The organism is Streptomyces purpureus, from assembly GCF_014648195.1.
GTDB classification, from domain to species: Bacteria; Actinomycetota; Actinomycetes; order Streptomycetales; family Streptomycetaceae; genus Streptomyces; species Streptomyces purpureus.
Genome location: NZ_BMQQ01000004.1, coordinates 31,088 through 46,822, shown reverse-complemented (window position 1 = coordinate 46,822; position 15,735 = coordinate 31,088). Strand labels below are relative to the sequence as shown.

14 protein-coding genes are annotated in these 15,735 nt (G+C 72.9%); 9 read left to right on the top strand and 5 right to left on the bottom strand.

Annotation, left to right across the window (positions count from 1 at the left end):
- Positions 1-301 (bottom strand): cell division protein FtsL (gene ftsL / locus IEZ01_RS07325; RefSeq protein WP_229832794.1); only part of this gene is annotated, 301 nt, incomplete at its 3' end.
- 71 nt (positions 302-372) lie between these two features.
- A complete protein-coding gene (rsmH, locus tag IEZ01_RS07320; RefSeq protein ID WP_028797429.1) occupies positions 373-1,326 on the bottom strand; it encodes a 16S rRNA (cytosine(1402)-N(4))-methyltransferase RsmH in 954 nt (317 codons plus the stop codon).
- Positions 1,327-1,652: 326 nt separating this feature from the next.
- On the opposite strand from rsmH, the gene IEZ01_RS07315 reads away from it, so the two are divergent.
- The 4 genes from IEZ01_RS07315 to IEZ01_RS07300 all read left to right on the top strand — a co-directional run bounded on the left by IEZ01_RS07315 (position 1,653) and on the right by IEZ01_RS07300 (position 7,219).
- Positions 1,653-2,195: a beta-class carbonic anhydrase gene (locus IEZ01_RS07315; RefSeq protein ID WP_019885541.1), complete on the top strand. Its 543-nt coding sequence runs from the start codon at positions 1,653-1,655 to the stop codon at positions 2,193-2,195.
- A gap of 232 nt (positions 2,196-2,427) precedes the next feature.
- Complete coding sequence (locus IEZ01_RS07310) at positions 2,428-3,438, top strand: AAA family ATPase (RefSeq protein ID WP_019885542.1); 1,011 nt, start codon at positions 2,428-2,430, stop codon at positions 3,436-3,438.
- Positions 3,438-4,796 carry a DUF58 domain-containing protein gene (locus tag IEZ01_RS07305; protein WP_019885543.1) on the top strand — a complete coding sequence of 453 codons (1,359 nt, stop codon included), beginning with the start codon at positions 3,438-3,440 and terminating at the stop codon, positions 4,794-4,796. Before IEZ01_RS07310 ends, IEZ01_RS07305 begins: the two co-directional genes overlap by 1 nt.
- Positions 4,793-7,219 (top strand): transglutaminase TgpA family protein, encoded by a 2,427-nt coding sequence (locus IEZ01_RS07300; RefSeq protein ID WP_019885544.1) that lies wholly within the window; start codon positions 4,793-4,795, stop codon positions 7,217-7,219. The genes IEZ01_RS07305 and IEZ01_RS07300 overlap by 4 nt, the downstream gene beginning before the upstream one ends.
- A gap of 213 nt (positions 7,220-7,432) precedes the next feature.
- Here IEZ01_RS07300 and IEZ01_RS07295 read toward each other — a convergent pair whose 3' ends face one another.
- The 3 genes from IEZ01_RS07295 to IEZ01_RS07285 all read right to left on the bottom strand — a co-directional run bounded on the left by IEZ01_RS07295 (position 7,433) and on the right by IEZ01_RS07285 (position 9,443).
- Positions 7,433-7,825 (bottom strand): SCO2097 family morphological protein, encoded by a 393-nt coding sequence (locus tag IEZ01_RS07295; protein ID WP_019885545.1) that lies wholly within the window; start codon positions 7,823-7,825, stop codon positions 7,433-7,435.
- Positions 7,826-8,117: 292 nt separating this feature from the next.
- Positions 8,118-8,906: a methyltransferase gene (locus tag IEZ01_RS07290; protein WP_019885546.1), complete on the bottom strand. Its 789-nt coding sequence runs from the start codon at positions 8,904-8,906 to the stop codon at positions 8,118-8,120.
- A gap of 66 nt (positions 8,907-8,972) precedes the next feature.
- Positions 8,973-9,443 carry an SAV_6107 family HEPN domain-containing protein gene (locus tag IEZ01_RS07285; RefSeq protein WP_019885547.1) on the bottom strand — a complete coding sequence of 157 codons (471 nt, stop codon included), beginning with the start codon at positions 9,441-9,443 and terminating at the stop codon, positions 8,973-8,975.
- 158 nt (positions 9,444-9,601) lie between these two features.
- Between IEZ01_RS07285 and IEZ01_RS07280 the strand changes: the two genes are divergently transcribed.
- The 5 genes from IEZ01_RS07280 to IEZ01_RS07260 all read left to right on the top strand — a co-directional run bounded on the left by IEZ01_RS07280 (position 9,602) and on the right by IEZ01_RS07260 (position 15,733).
- Entirely contained in the window at positions 9,602-10,528 is a 927-nt protein-coding gene (locus tag IEZ01_RS07280) for an ATP-binding cassette domain-containing protein (RefSeq protein WP_189200548.1), read from the top strand.
- Entirely contained in the window at positions 10,500-12,587 is a 2,088-nt protein-coding gene (locus IEZ01_RS07275) for a YhgE/Pip family protein (RefSeq protein WP_019885551.1), read from the top strand. The genes IEZ01_RS07280 and IEZ01_RS07275 overlap by 29 nt, the downstream gene beginning before the upstream one ends.
- A 19-nt stretch (positions 12,588-12,606) precedes the next feature.
- On the top strand, positions 12,607-13,215 hold the full coding sequence (locus IEZ01_RS07270) for a TetR/AcrR family transcriptional regulator (RefSeq protein WP_189200546.1): 609 nt from the start codon (positions 12,607-12,609) through the stop codon (positions 13,213-13,215).
- Between the two features lie 367 nt (positions 13,216-13,582).
- A complete protein-coding gene (locus IEZ01_RS07265; RefSeq protein ID WP_019885553.1) occupies positions 13,583-14,227 on the top strand; it encodes a DUF4126 domain-containing protein in 645 nt (214 codons plus the stop codon).
- A gap of 39 nt (positions 14,228-14,266) precedes the next feature.
- The gene (locus tag IEZ01_RS07260) at positions 14,267-15,733 is read left to right on the top strand and encodes a phytoene desaturase family protein (protein ID WP_189200544.1); all 1,467 of its coding nucleotides are present in this window, start codon (positions 14,267-14,269) and stop codon (positions 15,731-15,733) included.
- Positions 15,734-15,735 lie beyond the last annotated feature (2 nt).

Below are 15,735 nucleotides of genomic sequence, written 5' to 3'. Positions count from 1 at the left end.
GGGGGGCGCCGCGAACGGTGCCGTCCGGGTCGAGGAAGGCGGGGCTGCCGCCGGGGACCATGCCGAGCCGGCGGGCGCGGCGTTCGAGGGCGTCGGGGGCGGAGTGGGCGTCCACGTCGCGCTGGAGGGCCTGTTCCTCGTCGGTGAGTTCGGTGGTCTCTCGCTTGAGCTCGCTCAGCCGGAAGGAGCCTTCGTTGAGCGCGGAGTTGAGGAGCAGGAGGCCGATGAGGCCTCCGCCGAGAAGGACGACGACGAGCAGGACGAAGGGGGTGCGGGCGGCGGTGCTGGGCCCGGACGGCATGAGCCGGGCCAGCCGCGCGGCCGGTCCCCTGAGCGCGTCCTTGGCCCCTTTCCCGCCCTTGGCCCCCTGGGTCACACGTCCTCCCGGATCCGCTCCGCGCCCCGCAGCCTGGCCGGTGCCGCGCGGCGGTTCTCGGCGATCTCTTCCTCGGTGGGCAGCTCGGCGCCGCGGGTGAGCAGCTTGAGCCGGGGCTGGTACTGCTCGGGTACGACGGGCAGGCCGGGCGGGGCGGTGTTGGCCGCGCCGGCCGCGAAGACCTGCTTGACCAGCCGGTCCTCGAGCGAGTGGTACGACAGGACGGCGATGCGGCCGCCGACGGCGAGCGCCTTGACGGCGGCGGGGATGGCGCGTTCCAGGACCGTCAGCTCGCCGTTGACCTCGATGCGCAGGGCCTGGAAGGTGCGCTTGGCGGGGTTGCCGCCGGTGCGCTTGGCGGCCTGGGGCAGGGAGTCGCGGATCAGTTCGACGAGCCGGGCGCTGTTGGTGAACGGCTCCTTCTCGCGCTCGCGCACGATGGCGGAGACGATCCGCTTGGCCTGCTTCTCCTCGCCGTAGGCGCGCAGGATGCGGACCAGCTCGCCGGCCGGGTAGGTGTTGAGGACCTCGGCGGCGCTCACCCCGGTCGTCTGGTCCATGCGCATGTCGAGCGGGGCGTCCTGGGCGTAGGCGAAGCCGCGGTCGGCCTCGTCGAGCTGCATGGAGGAGACGCCGAGGTCGAAGAGGATGCCGTCGACGCGGGGGATGCCGAGCCGGTCGAGGACCTCGGGGAGCTCGTCGTAGACGGCGTGGACGAGGGTGGCCCGGTCGCCGAAGGGGGCGAGGCGCTCACCGGAGAGCCGCAGGGCTTCCTTGTCCCGGTCGAGTGCCACGAGACGGGCTTCGGGGAACTGGGTGAGCAGGGCCTCGCTGTGTCCGCCGAGCCCGAGGGTGCAGTCGACGACCACGGCCCCGGGGCGTCGCAGAGCAGGGGCCAACATGTCCAGGCACCGCTGGAGCATCACCGGGACGTGTCGGTCGTTGCTCAATGCGCCCTCTCAGATCCGGCGCGGCGTACGTGCTGCCGGGTACCGCCTCCCCCAGCCCGTACCGCCGCGCACGCGGGGGAGAATCTGCTGAAATCGCTCAATGTCTCCGTGAACTGCGCGTCACTTTAGTCCACGGGGGCGCCCGGTCAATCAACCGGCAGGCGCGTCGCACGGGGCGGGTGCGCTCCGCGGGCAAAACGGGACAGCTCACCCGTTCGGGGGGACGTGCCTCACACCTGTGGGTTACCTCACAACAGGCCTCATTGACGTTCTTTGTCCACTCTCACAGCAGGACCGAGACGCCCGTGACCATTAACGTCATAGCTATGTCGACTTCCGCGCACTCTCCCGCCGACACGCTCCCCACGGCCGGTACGGTCACGGACCGTCTCGTCGAAGCCAACGGCAAGTACGCCGCCCGTTTCACCGACCCCGGTATGGACGCCCGGCCCGTCCTCCAGGTCGCGGTGGTGGCCTGCATGGACGCCCGTCTCGACCTGCACGCGGCGCTCGGACTCGAACTCGGCGACTGCCACACCATCCGCAACGCCGGCGGTGTGGTCACCGACGACGTGATCCGCTCGCTCACCATCAGCCAGCGGGCGCTGGGCACCCGCAGCGTGGTCCTCATCCACCACACCGGCTGCGGTCTGGAGTCCCTCACCGAGGAGTTCCGGCACGAGCTGGAGATGGAGGTCGGGCAGCGCCCGGCGTGGGCGGTCGAGGCGTTCCGCGACGTCGACCAGGACGTCCGGCAGTCGATGCAGCGGGTGCGGACCTCGCCGTTCCTGGTGCACACCGACGACGTACGCGGCTTCGTCTTCGACGTGACCACGGGTCTGCTGCGCGAGATCGACCCCGCCGGCTGAGCTTCGGCCTTGCTCCCCGTACGGCGGTCCGCGGGCAGAAAACACGGCAACCCCCGACATATCTCGCACGGTTGTCCACAGGCGAGTGACACATCGCGGTGACGCCAACAAGAATGCGGGGTGCGGCACCCTCCGGAAACCGTCCGGAGCCGGTGCCTGTGTTTGGGGTGGGCCGGACCGTGCAGTCCACGCGTCGGCCCGTGAAACCTGGGAACGTGCCAAGGAGGGCCGGGTGACGACCTATGACGATCGAGCGAGCCTCACAGATCTGACCACCACAGCGGAGCGGGTCCGCGGGTCGGTCGAAGCTGTGATCGAGGGCAAGCCGGAGGTCGTACGAACGGCACTGACCGTGCTGCTCGCCGAGGGCCATCTGCTCATCGAGGATGTGCCGGGCGTGGGCAAGACCATGCTGGCCAAGGCGCTGGCGCGGTCCATCGACTGCTCCGTGCGGCGCATCCAGTTCACGCCCGACCTGCTGCCGTCGGACATCACCGGCGTGTCGATCTACGACCAGCAGCGCCGGGACTTCGAGTTCAAGCCCGGGGCGATCTTCGCGCAGATCGTGATCGGCGACGAGATCAACCGCGCCTCGCCGAAGACCCAGTCGGCCCTCCTGGAGTCGATGGAGGAGCGGCAGGTCACGATCGACGGGGCGACCTACGAGCTGCCCAGCCCCTTCATGGTGGTCGCCACCCAGAACCCGGTGGAGATGGAGGGCACCTATCCGCTGCCCGAGGCGCAGCGGGACCGCTTCATGGCGCGGGTCTCGATCGGCTACCCCAGCCCCGAGGCCGAGCTCCAGATGCTCGACATCCACGGCGCGGTCTCCCCGCTGGACGACCTCCAGCCGGTGGCGCACGCCCATGACATCGTGAAGCTGATCGACGCGGTCCGTACGGTCCATGTCGCCGACGCGGTCCGGCGCTACGCCGTGGACGTGGTCGCCGCCACCCGTACGCACGCCGATCTGAGACTCGGCGCCTCCCCGCGCGCGACCTTGCACCTGCTGCGCGCCGCGAAGGCGACGGCCGCGCTCAGCGGCCGCGACTACGCCCTGCCGGACGACGTGCAGGCGCTGGCGGTGCCGGTGCTCGCGCACCGGCTGCTGCCCACCGCGCAGGCGCAGCTGAACCGGCGCACCTCCGAGCAGGTGGTCGTGGAGATCCTGCAGCGCACGCCGGTGCCCCAGGCGGGCGGCCCGCTCTTCGGCCAGCAGCAGCCCGGCGCACGGCGGCTGTGATGGCGGCCGACGGGGCGGGTGCCCCGGACGGCGAGGTCAAGGGCGGCGTACGGGCCGCGCTCGGTGGTCTGACGACCCGGGGCCGCTCCTTCCTCGCCGCGGGTGTCGCGGCGGCGATCTGCGCCTATGTGCTGGGCCAGGGCGACCTGCTGCGGGTCGGGCTGCTGCTCGCGACGCTGCCGCTGGTCTGTGTGGCGGTGCTGTACCGCACCCGCTACCGGGTGGCGAGCAGCCGGCGGCTGTCCCCGCGCCGGGTGGCGGCGGGCTCCGAATCGCGGGTGCACCTGCGGATGGACAACGTCTCGCGGCTGCCGACCGGGCTGCTGATGCTCCAGGACCATGTGCCGTACGTGCTCGGCGCCCGGCCCCGGTTCGTGCTGGACCGGATGGAGGCGGGCGGCCGGCGCGAGGTGTCGTACCGGGTCCGCTCGGATCTGCGCGGCCGCTATCCGCTCGGGCCGCTCCAGCTGCGGCTGACCGACCCGTTCGGGATGTGCGAACTGACCCGTTCGTTCAGCGCGTACGACACGCTGACGGTGATCCCGCGGACAGAGGTGCTGCCGCCGGTGCGGCTGGCCGGGGAGGCATCGGGGTACGGCGAGGGGCGGCAGCGCTCGCTGGCGCTGGCCGGCGACGACGACGTGATCCCCCGTACCTACCGGTACGGGGACGATCTGCGCCGGGTGCACTGGCGGTCCACCGCGCGCTACGGCGAGCTGATGGTGCGCCGTGAGGAGCAGCCCCAGCGGGCCCGCTGCACGGTCCTGCTGGACACGCGCGCGGTCGCCTTCCACGGGGCGGGCCCGGACTCGGCGTTCGAGTGGGCGGTGTCGGGCGCCGCGTCGGCGATGGTGCACATGCTGGAGCGGGGTTTCTCGGTCCGGCTGCTGACGGACACGGGCACCTCGGTGCCCGGCGAGGGCGACGGCGGCTTCGCCGGGACGTCCCAGGACTCGGCGGACTCGGCCGGGCTGATGATGGACACCCTCGCCGTGGTCGACCACTCCGAAGGCGCCGGGCTCTCGCGGGCATACGACGCGCTGCGCGGCGGCGAGGGTCTGCTGGTGGCGTTCCTCGGCGACCTGGACGAGGAGCAGGCGGCGCTGGCCGCCCGGATGCGGCAGCGCAGCGGCACAGCCGTCGCCTTCCTGCTGGACAGCGGTGCCTGGCTGACCGGCGGGTCGGTGCCCGGGGCGGTCGAGGAACGGCTGCGGCAGCTGCGCGAGGCCGGATGGACGGCGCTGGCCGTTCCGCCCGGGGCGTCGCTGGCCGATCTGTGGCGGCAGGCGGGCGAGGACCGTACGGTCTTCGGCGCCTCGGCCGCCGGGACGACGGAACACTCGGGGAGTTGGGGATGAGCGGTCGCGGAAGGCTGACGCTGTGCGCCTTCGCCGCCACGCTGATGGCGGCCACCGCGCTGCTGCCGCTGGTCGATCCGGCCACCTGGATCGTGCTGGCCGCGTTCCTGCTGGCGCTGCAGAGCGGGGCGGGGGCGCTGGCCCGGCGGGTGCCGCTGGCCCGGACGGTGACGATCGCGATCCAGGCCGTCGTCTCCCTGCTGGCCCTGACGGTCGTCTTCGCCCGTGAGGAGGCGCTGCTCCTGCTGCTGCCGGGGCCGGAGGCCTTCGGCCGGTTCGGAGAGCTGCTGACGGCGGGCGCGACGGACGTCGGGCAGTACGCCATTCCCGCGCCCGGCACCGACGGCATCCGGCTGCTGGTCGTCGGCGGCGTGCTGGTGATCGGGCTCGCGGTGGACGCGCTGGCGGTGACTTTCCGCAGCGCGGCTCCGGCGGGACTGCCGCTGCTGGCGCTGTACTCGGTGGCGGCCGGCCTGGCGGGCGGAGGCGGCGCGAGCTGGCTGTGGTTCCTGCTCGCCGGCTGCGGCTATCTCGTCCTGCTGCTGGCCGAGGGGCGCGACCGGCTCTCGCAGTGGGGCCGCGTCTTCGGCGGCGCGCCGCGCGCCGCGGGCGGCGGGTCGGGCGGGCTCGACCTGGCGGGCGGTCCGGTGGCACCGGTGCGTACCGGGCGGCGGATCGGTGTGGTCGCACTGGGAGTGGCGCTGGCCGTGCCGGCAGCACTGCCGGCGCTGAGCGGCGGGCTGCTGGGCGGTTCCGGCGACGGCGCCGGGCCGGGCAGCGGCGGGGGCACGATCTCCGCGGTGAACCCGCTGGTGTCCTTGAAGGACAGCCTGAACCAGGGCGAGCAGACGGAGTGGCTCAAGTACCGCACCAACGCGGGCAGCACCTCGGACATGTACCTGCGGCTGGTCGCGCTGGACCAGTTCGACGGCACGTCGTGGAAGTCCTCGCAGCGTCCCGTGCGGGACGTGCCCAGGGAACTGCCCCGGCCGGACGGGCTGAGCGGCTCGGTCCCGACGACCGAGATCACCACCAATCTGACGGCGTCCGGCGCCTACGAGCAGAAGTGGCTGCCGATGCCCTACCCGGCGACGTCGGTCGACATCGGCGGGCGCTGGCGGTACGAGCCGGCCGGCCGGATGCTCGTCGGCGACGACCGCCAGACCACGAAGGGTGTGGCGTACCAGGTCACCAGCCTGCGGGTGCAGCCGACGGCCGAGCAGCTGGCGAAGGCGGGCGAGGCGCCGGTGCCGCTGGTGCGGGAGTACACCCGCGTGCCCGAGTCGCTGCCGGCAGAGGTGCGGCTGACGGCCCTGAAGGTGACCGTGGGCGCGATGAACGACTACGAGCGCGCGGTCAAGCTCCAGGACTGGTTCGCCTCGGACGGCGGGTTCCGCTACGACACCACGGTCTCGTCGGGCACAGGTGTGGAGGCGATCTCCCGCTTCCTGAAGCAGAAGGAAGGCTTCTGCATCCACTTCTCGTTCTCGATGGCCGCGATGGCCCGGACGCTGGGGATTCCGGCGCGGGTCGCGGTGGGCTTCACGCCGGGCACGCCGACGGCGGACGGCGCCATGTCGGTGGGGAACCGGGACGCGCACGCCTGGCCGGAGCTGTACTTCGAGGGGGTGGGCTGGACCCGTTTCGAGCCGACGCCCACGCGCGGTACGGCGCCGGAGTACACCCGGCAGCAGACGCCGGGTGGCGGGGCGACCAGCCCGGCGCAGCCCGAGGCGACCGCTTCGGCCGCCGCGTCCGCGGCGCCGTCGGTGTCGGAGAGCTGCCCCGCGCAGGCGCGGCGGCTCGGTGAGTGCGGCGGGCCCTCGGAGCCGGGCGCGCCGGTGGTGGACGACGCGGGGACCCCGGCGTCGACGATCGCCCTGGTGGGTCTGGGTGTGGCCGTGGTGCTGCTGATTCCGTTCCTGCCGCTGCTGTGGCGGACGCGGGTACGGGCGCTCCGGCTCGGTTCGCCGGGTCGTACGGCGGCGGACGGCGCGGCCCGGACGCTGGCGGTGTGGCAGGAGGTCATCGACACGGCCTGGGACCACGGTGTCGTGCCGGACGAGTCGCAGACCCCGCGCAGGACGGCCGCCCGGATCGTGCGGCTCGGCCGGCTCGAAGGGGACGCGGCCGATGCGGTGCACCGGGTGGCGAGGTCGGTCGAGCAGGTGCTGTACGCGCCGGACCCGCGACCGGGAGCGGGGCTCGCCGACGAGGCAGCCCTGGTCCGGGCGGGGCTGCGGGCCGTGGCGGGCCGCGGGGCCCGGCTGCGGGCGCTGCTCCTGCCGCGTTCGGCCGTTCGGGTGATGTGGGCGGCGTCCGTGCGCTGGGCGGCGGTCACCGACCGGTGGGGTGCGCGCCGGCGGCGCTGGGCCGACCGGTGGGCGGCGGCGCTGCGGCGGCCTTCGCGCCAGCGGGGGTAGCGCCCGGGGGCTGCCGGCCGGGACAAGCGGAACGGGTGAGGGGTGAGCGCTGGGAAGCGCTCACCCCTCACCCGTTCGGGAAGAATCCTGGGAGAGAGTTCTCCGGGAAGGTCGATTCGTGAGGAGGGGCCTGGCCGGCCCTGGAGAGGTTCGAGGCCATGTGGAGGCGTCGTTCCGGCTCGGGGCGGGACCTGGTCCGTATCGGCTACGGGGTCAGTGGCCCTGCTCGTCGCGGCGGCGCTGCCACCGCTCCTCGATCCTGTGCATCATCGAGCGGCGCTGCCGGGACTGCCGGCCGGTGGCCGGGCCTCCCTGAGCCGGTCGCTCGCCGGGCTTGGGAGCCTTGCGCCATCCGGTGACTGCCAGCACCGCGCAGCCGAGCATGACGAGGAAGCCCACCACGCTGATCCAGATCTGCTGGGCGACCATTCCGGCCATGAGGAGCGCGATACCCACCAGGAAGCCGGCGACCGCCTGGTAGACCCGTCGCCGGGTGTATGTACGCAGCCCGCTTCCCTCGAGCGCTGTCGCGAACTTGGGATCTTCGGCGTACAGCGCTCGCTCCATCTGCTCGAGCATTCGCTGCTCGTGCTCCGAGAGCGGCACGGAGTCCTCCTAGTCGTCGGTCGCGGGGGCGACCGGGATGCGGCCCTTTCAGGATAGGCAGGGAATCGCCCCCGTGAAACCCGCCCTCAATGCCAATTCGCCAGTCCGGGCCGCCATGCCGGTACGGCTGTTGAGGCGTTGATTCCCCGACGGCCGATCCGTCATGCCGGATGGTGTCCCCCGATCATACGGCGCCCGGCCCGCGATCGGGGGGTCTGTGGCGTACTCCCTCTGCCGCTGCGCCGCTGATCAGCCCGGTGGACCGCCCGTGAGGGGCCGCGGCGGGCGGGGTTCAGGCGCGCTTCTCGCCGAGGACGTGGAGCTGGGTGGCGACCGCGTGGAAGGCGGGAAGCTCGGCGGCGGCCTCCTCCAGCTTGAGGAGGGCTTCGACGGCGCCGGGCTCGGTGTCCACGAGGACACCGGGAACCAGGTCGGCGAAGACCCGGACGCCGTGCACGGAGCCCACGTCCAGACCGGCCTCGTCGGCGAGCGCGGCGAGCTGCTCGGCGGTGAAGCGGCGGGGCACCGGGTCGCCGGCGCCCCAGCGGCCGTCGGGGTCGGTGAGCGCCTGGCGGGCCTCGGTGAAGTGGCCGGCCAGGGCGCGGGCGAGGACGGCGCCGCCGAGTCCGGCCGCCAGCAGGCTGAGCGCGCCTGCGGGGCGCAGCGCGGCCACCGCGTTGCGTACGCCTTCGGCGGGGTCGTCGACGTACTCCAGGACGCCGTGGCAGAGCACCGCGTCGAAGCCGCCGCGGTCGACGACGTCGAAGAGGCCGTGGATGTCGCCCTGGACACCGCGGACCCGGTCGGCGACGCCGGCCTCGGCGGCGCGGCGCTCCAGCGCGAACAGGGCGTTGGGGCTGGGGTCGACGACGGTGACCTGGTGGCCGAGGCGCGCCACGGGCACGGCGAACTTGCCGGAGCCGCCGCCGGTGTCGAGGACGTCGAGAACGGCCTTCCCGGAGGCCTTTGCCCGGCGCTCCAGGGCGTCCTGGAGGACGTCCCAGACCACGGCGGTACGCAGGGAGGCGCGCGAAGGGCGCGATGTGGTCTCCCGACCGAAGGCGGGGGAAGGGTCCGACACGGCAGTTGACTCCTCGGCTACGGGTGTGATCGCTCCCCACCCTATGGCTTCTTGCGCTCCGGCCGGTCACCCAGCGGCTTCGCTGGTTCCGGGGCCGTCGGTGCGGGCCCTGGGCAGCGTCGGGGTGAGGGTGAGGAGGTGCTCGACCAGGCGCAGGAAGAGGGCGGCGTCACGCAGCAGGTCGTCGGCGTCGCGGGCGGAGGCGGCGCCCCGTATACCGGCCTCGGCCCGGGCCCGGCGGGGGGCGCCGGAGGCGAACAGGGCGCTCCATTCGGTCAGCTCGGGGGCGAGCTCGGGGAGGACCTCCCAGGCGCTTCTGATCCTTTGGCGGGTACGGGCGCCGGTCTCGGGGCGGGCGCGGGCGGCGAGCACGGCGGCTGCGGTGCGCAGGGCGGCGAGATGGGCGGTGGCGTACCGCTCGTTGGGTTCCTGGAGGGTCTGGGCCTCGGTCAGCCCTTCGCGGGCCTGGCCGAGCAGGGCGAGGGCGGCGGGAGGCGCGGAGGCGCGCCGCCGGACGGGGTGGACGTCGCTCACCATGACGAACCCTTCTGTCGTCGGGTCACGGTGCTGTGGCCGTATGGGTCCCATCGTGGACGCCACCACTGACAATCCGCCCTGACCTGCCCTTTTGCCTTCCGCTACGAAGCGGTATAGTTTTTGAACTGACTGGTCAGTTCAAATTGGGGGGAGGGCGCGTGAAGAGCACCGAAGAGTCCTCGGGCGCCGCTGTCACCGCAGAGGGCTTCGGGCTCAAGGGGCCGCGCGGCTGGGCGTTCCGTGACGTCACCTTCACGGCCGGGCCGGGCTCGCTCGTGGCGATCGAGGGCCCGTCGGGCTCGGGCCGCACCTGCCTGCTGCTCGCGCTCACCGGCCGGATGAAGCCGGCGGAAGGCCATGCCGAGGTCGGCGGGCTGCGCCTGCCGCGCAAGATGGCCGCCGTGCGCCGGATCAGCGCGCTCGGACCGGTGCCCGGCGTCAGCGATCTGGACCCGGCGCTCACGGTCGCCGAGCATCTGCGCGAGCGGGCTCTGCTCCAGCGCCGCTTCGACGGCTCGCCGCTCGCGCTGCTGCGGCCGCCCGGCGAGCGCGCCGCGGCCACCCGGCGCCGTATCGAGGCGGCGCTCGACGCCGCCGGGCTCGACCTGGACACCCTGCCGAAGGCCGAGCGGACCTCCGTACGGGACCTGGAGCGGCTGGAGGCGCTGCGGCTGTCCGTGGCGCTGGCCCTGATCGGCGAGCCGCGGCTGCTGGCCGTGGACGACCTGGACCTCAAGCTCTCGGACGCCGTCCGGGCGGAGGCGTGGGACCTGCTCCGGTCGGTCGCGCGGCGGGGCGTGACCGTGCTCGCCGTGTGCAGCGAGGCGCCCGAGGACGCCCTGCGGATCACCACCCAGGGCGGCGGCGCTCCGGCCACCGGGGCCGGCGAGGCCACGGGCGCCGACACCACCGACCGGGACGCCGAAGACGCGACCGACGCCAAGGACGCGGACGACGCGGACGACGCGATGGGCGCGGGCGAAGACACCGGCGAGGCCGGCGGTACCGGCGATGCCGAGAAGACAGACACCGACGACACCGAGGAGGGGGCAGCCGATGCGCTCGCCGAAACTGGCCGCGCTTGAGCTGAAGCGGTTCGGCAGGGGCAAGCTCCCCCGCGCCGCTCTCGTCGCGATCCTGCTGCTGCCGTTGCTGTACGGCGCGCTCTACCTGTGGTCCTTCTGGGACCCCTACAGCAGGCTCGACCGGATACCCGTCGCCCTCGTCAACGACGACAAGGGCGCCACCGCCGGCGGGAAGAAGATCTCCGCGGGCGACGACATCACCAAGAACCTGCGCGACAGTCAGGTCTTCGACTGGCACGAGGTGTCGGACTCGGAGGCCCGCAAGGGCGTCGAGGACGGCACGTACTACCTCTCGCTGACCATGCCCGCCGACTTCAGCGAGCGGATCGCCTCCAGCTCCGGCGACTCGCCCGAGACGGGCGCGCTCCAGGTCCGGACGAACGACGCCAACAACTACATCGTCGGCCAGATCTCCCGGACGGTCTTCTCCGAGGTGCGCACCGCCGCGTCGACCAAGTCGTCCCGGTCGTTCCTCGACAAGATCTTCATCTCGTTCTCCGACATCCACGACGCCACCGAGAAGGCGGCCAAGGGCGCCGACCAGCTCAAGGACGGGGTCGGCAAGGCCAAGAAGGGCTCCAAGGCCCTCTCGGACGGTCTGACGAACGCCAAGGACGGCAGCGGTGACCTCGCCGCCGCCCTCAAGAAGCTGGACAAGGGCGCGGCGGACATCGAGCGCGGTACGCGCGGCGTCGCCAACGGCACCCAGACCCTCGCCGACAAGGTGAACGGGAAGGCGGACAAGCTCCGCCCGTACCTCAAGGACAACGGCAAGAAGATCGGCGACTCGGCCCGGCTGGTCTCCGACCTGTCCGCCGCCATGCGCCACAACCTGGAGCTCATCACGAAGACGGGTCCGGCGGCCCGTACCGGCGCCCACAAGGCGTCCGAGAAGCTCGACGGCATCTACCGCAAGCGCTGCGAGAACGACCCCACGCCGGACGCCGAGCTGTGCAAGGCGACCAAGCAGGCCAAGACGGCCGCCGCCGACGTGACCAAGATCGCCGACGATCTCCATGAGCTGTCCAAGGACAGCAAGGGCGACCTGAAGAAGCTCGACAAGGAGCTGGCGAAGGTCCAGAAGCAGGCCGACGCGCTCGCCAAGCGCGCCCCGCACCTGGACGAGGACCTCGAGTACGCCGTCAGCAAGATCAACGAGCTGAACACCGGCGCCCACAAGGTCGCCACGGGCGCCGACCAGCTCCACACCGGCCTGACCAAGACCAAGAACGGCTCGGTCAACCTCGACACCGGCATCGGCAAGCTGAAGAAGGGCGCCGGCGACCTCGACGGCGGCCTGTTCAAGCTCGCCGACGGCTCCACCGACCTCGCCTCCGGACTCAACAGCGGCGTCTCCAAGATCCCGGACTACGACCGTGAGGACCGCGACCGCCGCACCGAGGTGATGGCCGACCCGGTCAAGCTCGCCTCGCAGTCGATGCACAAGGCGCCCAACTACGGCACCGGCTTCGCCCCGTACTTCATCCCGCTCTCCCTCTGGGTGGGCGCCATGGTGGCGTACATGCTGATCCAGCCGATGAACCGGCGGGCGCTCGCCGCCGGCGCGTCCGCCTGGCGGATCGCCCTCGCGGGCTGGCTGCCGGTCACCACGATCGGCTTCCTCCAGGTGACCGCGCTGATGTCCGTGCTGCACTGGGGCCTGGGCCTGGAGATGAGCCGTGCCGCCGGCACGATCGGCTTCCTCGCGCTGGTGACCGGCTGCTTCGCCGCGATCATCCAGTGGCTCAACGCCCGCTTCGGCGCGGCCGGCCGCATCCTGGTCCTCGCGGTCCTGATGCTCCAGCTGACCTCGGCCGGGGGTACGTACCCCGTCCAGACCAGCCCGGGCTTCTTCAACGCGATCCACCCGTACCTGCCGATGACGTACGTCGTCGAGGCCCTGCGCCGGCTCATCAGCGGCGGCTCCATCGGGCCGGTCTGGCAGGCGGTCGCGGTCCTGACCGCGTTCACCGTCGGGGCGCTGGCGCTCACCGCCATCTCGGCCCGCCGCAAGCAGGTGTGGAGCCTGGACCGTCTCCACCCCGACCTGAGCCTGTGAGAATCGGAACGTGACCAGCATGGACAGCAGCAGCACCAGACGCCAGGCGACCCGGGCCAAGCTCTACGAGGCGGCCGTGACCCTCATCGCCGAACAGGGCTTCTCGGCGACGACGGTGGACGAGATCGCCGAACGGGCCGGGGTCGCCAAGGGCACGGTCTACTACAACTTCAAGAGCAAGACCGAGCTCTTCGAGGAGCTGCTGCGGCACGGGGTGGGCCTGCTCACCGCCCAGCTGCGGGCCGCCGCCGACGAGACCGCGGCGCACGGCGGCACCCGGGTCGAGGCCCTGGACGCGATGATCAGGGCCGGTCTGGTCTTCATCGACCGTTACCCCGCCTTCACCCAGCTGTACGTGGCCGAGCTGTGGCGCACCAACCGCGCCTGGCAGTCGACGCTGCTGGTGGTCCGTCAGGAGGCGGTCGCCGTGGTGGAGACCGTGCTGCGGGAGGGGGTCGAGGGCGGCGAGCTCAGCGACGAGATCGACATCCCGCTGACGGCGGCGGCGCTGGTCGGCATGGTCCTGGTTGCCGCGCTGGACTGGCAGGCGTTCCAGCACGAGCGGTCGATCGACGATGTGCACGCGGCGCTGTCCCGGCTGCTGCACGGGCGCGTGAGCGGCCGCTAGAGACTCAGGCAGTGAGGCCGCGGCAGCGGCTCCCTGAACGAAAAACACCGGTCCGGTGAGGCTCGATCCCCCCGAGCCTCACCGGACCGGCTGTGTGCCCGCCCGCGGACGTCCCCCGTGTCCCCCGTGGTCGTCCGCCAGGCACCCCCGTGCCCCCGTGCACCCCCGTTCCGGCAGGTGCGCCACACCGTTCCGCAGCCCCGTGCCGGCGGTACCGCGCGGCGCCCCTCCCGTGGTCTCCACTCTTCCGTCCACGCAGGTGGGACCCCATCCGCACAACTACTCATCTCGCCCCCTAGGTACGGATACTCAGGGGCCCGCGCACATCCCCACGCGCGCGTGGCCCCCTCTGGTTACGATCGCGTCCGTGTCCGTACTCCCCCTGGTCTTCACCAGCGGCTGGGCGAGCGGGATCAACGCCTACGCGGTGGTCCTGCTGTTCGGCATCTTCGGCGCGACCGGGATCTCCGACGAGGTGCCCGAGTCGCTCCAGCGCACCGACGTCCTGATCGCGGCCGGTGTGCTCTTCCTCTGCGAGGCCGTCGCGGACAAGATCCCGTACGTCGACTCGGTGTGGGACTCCGTCCACACCGTCGTCCGGCCGGTCGCGGGCGCCGTGGTGGGGGCGTTGCTGGCCGGGGAGAGCGGGTCGCTGCCGGAGCTGGCGGCAGGAGCCGTGGGCGGTTCGACGGCGCTGGTGAGCCATCTGGTGAAGGCGGGCACCCGGATGGCGATCAACACCTCGCCGGAGCCGTTCAGCAACGTCGTGATGAGCACGGCCGAGGACCTGGGAGTCGCCGGGATCGTCACCTTCGCGGTGTTCAACCCGCAGGCCGCGGCCGTGATCGCGGCCGTGCTGCTGGTCCTCGGCGTGGTGCTGCTCGTCCTGCTCGCGGCGCGGATCCGCCGGTTCCGGCGGCGCAGGGCCCAGCGGCGCGAGGAGAGACGGCTCGCCGAAGCCCGGGCGCCGGGGCCGCGCCGCCCGCCCGGCCCGCCTCGGCCGCCGGAGTGAGGGCCGTCGCTGTCGGTGGCGGTCGATAGGCTTTTCGGCATGGCACGTATTGCGGTGATCGGCGCCGGGATGGGCGCGATGGCGGCGGCCGCCCGGCTTGCCGTGGCAGGCCACCAGGTGGCGGTGTACGAACGCTCGGCGACGTACGGCGGCGCGGTGGGCCGGTTCGAACGGGACGGTTTCGCCTTCGACACCGGCCCCGGGCTGCTGCATCTGCCCGCCGTCCACCGCGATCTCTTCGTCAAGACCGGCAAGGAAGCGCTGGAGAAGTGCGTCGAGCTGGTGCAGGTGGATCCGTCGAGCCGTCATGTCTTCGCCGACGGCACGGCGGTGTCGCTGCCGAACGCCTCACGGGCGGGGGTCGTCTCCGCGCTCGACGCCGCCCTGGGTGCGGGCGCGGGCGAGCGGTGGGGCGACTTCATGGGCCGGGCCCGCGAGGCCTGGGACCGCACCCGGCGCCCGCTGCTCGAAGAACCGCTGCCGGCCGACACCTCTCCCCTGGCCCGGGAGCCGTATCCGGGGCTCAAGTCCGGGCTGCTGCGGCGCACCCCCACGACCCTCGCCGAGGTGGGGCGGCGCGAGCTGCGTGACCCGCGCCTGGCGGCGCTGCTCGACGGCTACGCCTTGGCGTACGGCCTGGACCCGGCGACCGCTCCGGCCTCCGCCGCCGTACTGCCGTACATGGAGCAGACGTTCGGCTCCTGGTACGTCCTCGGGGGCATACGGGCCCTCGCGGACGCCCTGCACGAGCGGTGCCTGGCGCGGAAGGTGGAGTTCGTCTTCGGCGCCGAGGTGGCGCGGGTGCTGGAGAAGGACGGGCGCGCGGCCGGTGTGGAGCTGGCGGACGGGCGGCAGGCCGAGGCGGACCACGTGGTCGCCGCCGCGCCGGTGCCCGCTCTGTACCGGGACGGGGTGATCGGCTCGGTGGGCCAGGAGCCGCCGTCGGCTGTCCGGACCGGTCGGGTCACGCTCTGCCTGGCGCTGCGGGGGGCACGGGAGGCGGACGCGGCGCACCGGACGGTGGTGCACTCCACCGACGCGGCGGACGAACGGGCCGCGCTCGCCGCGGGCCGGACGGCGCTGCGTCCGACCGTGGTGGCGCTGCGCCCCGACGACGAGCGGCTGCGCCCGGACGGCGCCCATGAGGCGGTGACGGTCACGGCGACCGTGCCGGTGGCTGTGGAGGACGGCTGGGAGGCGTTCGCCGACCGGATGACCGAGGCCGCGGAGCGGGCCGTGCCGGGCCTGCGGGAGCGGCTGCTGTGGCGCCACGTACGGACCCCTGCGGACACCCTCCGGGAAACGGGCATGGCGGAGGTCCCGGCGCCCGCTCTGGCGGGCGCGGCGGGGCGGCTGCTGCCGTCCGCCAACGTCTCTCCGCTGCCGGGCCTGTACTTCGCGGGTGGCTGGGCCCACCCGGGCGGCGGCCTCGCCCACAGCGGGATGTCCGGCGCGTTGGTGGCCGGCCTGATCGTGGAGGGCGCGGACTTCCGCGGTTCGCGGTAACG

Bases quoted from the DNA above. Each gene is read 5' to 3' on its own strand.
- IEZ01_RS07315 (WP_019885541.1), top strand. From the start codon at position 1,653: ATGTCGACTTCCGCGCACTCTCCCGCCGACACGCTCCCCACGGCCGGT.
- IEZ01_RS07305 (WP_019885543.1), top strand. From the start codon at position 3,438: ATGGCGGCCGACGGGGCGGGTGCCCCGGACGGCGAGGTCAAGGGCGGC.
- IEZ01_RS07300 (WP_019885544.1), top strand. From the start codon at position 4,793: ATGAGCGGTCGCGGAAGGCTGACGCTGTGCGCCTTCGCCGCCACGCTG.
- IEZ01_RS07285 (WP_019885547.1), bottom strand. From the start codon at position 9,443: ATGGTGAGCGACGTCCACCCCGTCCGGCGGCGCGCCTCCGCGCCTCCC.
- IEZ01_RS07275 (WP_019885551.1), top strand. From the start codon at position 10,500: ATGCGCTCGCCGAAACTGGCCGCGCTTGAGCTGAAGCGGTTCGGCAGG.
- IEZ01_RS07270 (WP_189200546.1), top strand. From the start codon at position 12,607: ATGGACAGCAGCAGCACCAGACGCCAGGCGACCCGGGCCAAGCTCTAC.
- IEZ01_RS07260 (WP_189200544.1), top strand. From the start codon at position 14,267: ATGGCACGTATTGCGGTGATCGGCGCCGGGATGGGCGCGATGGCGGCG.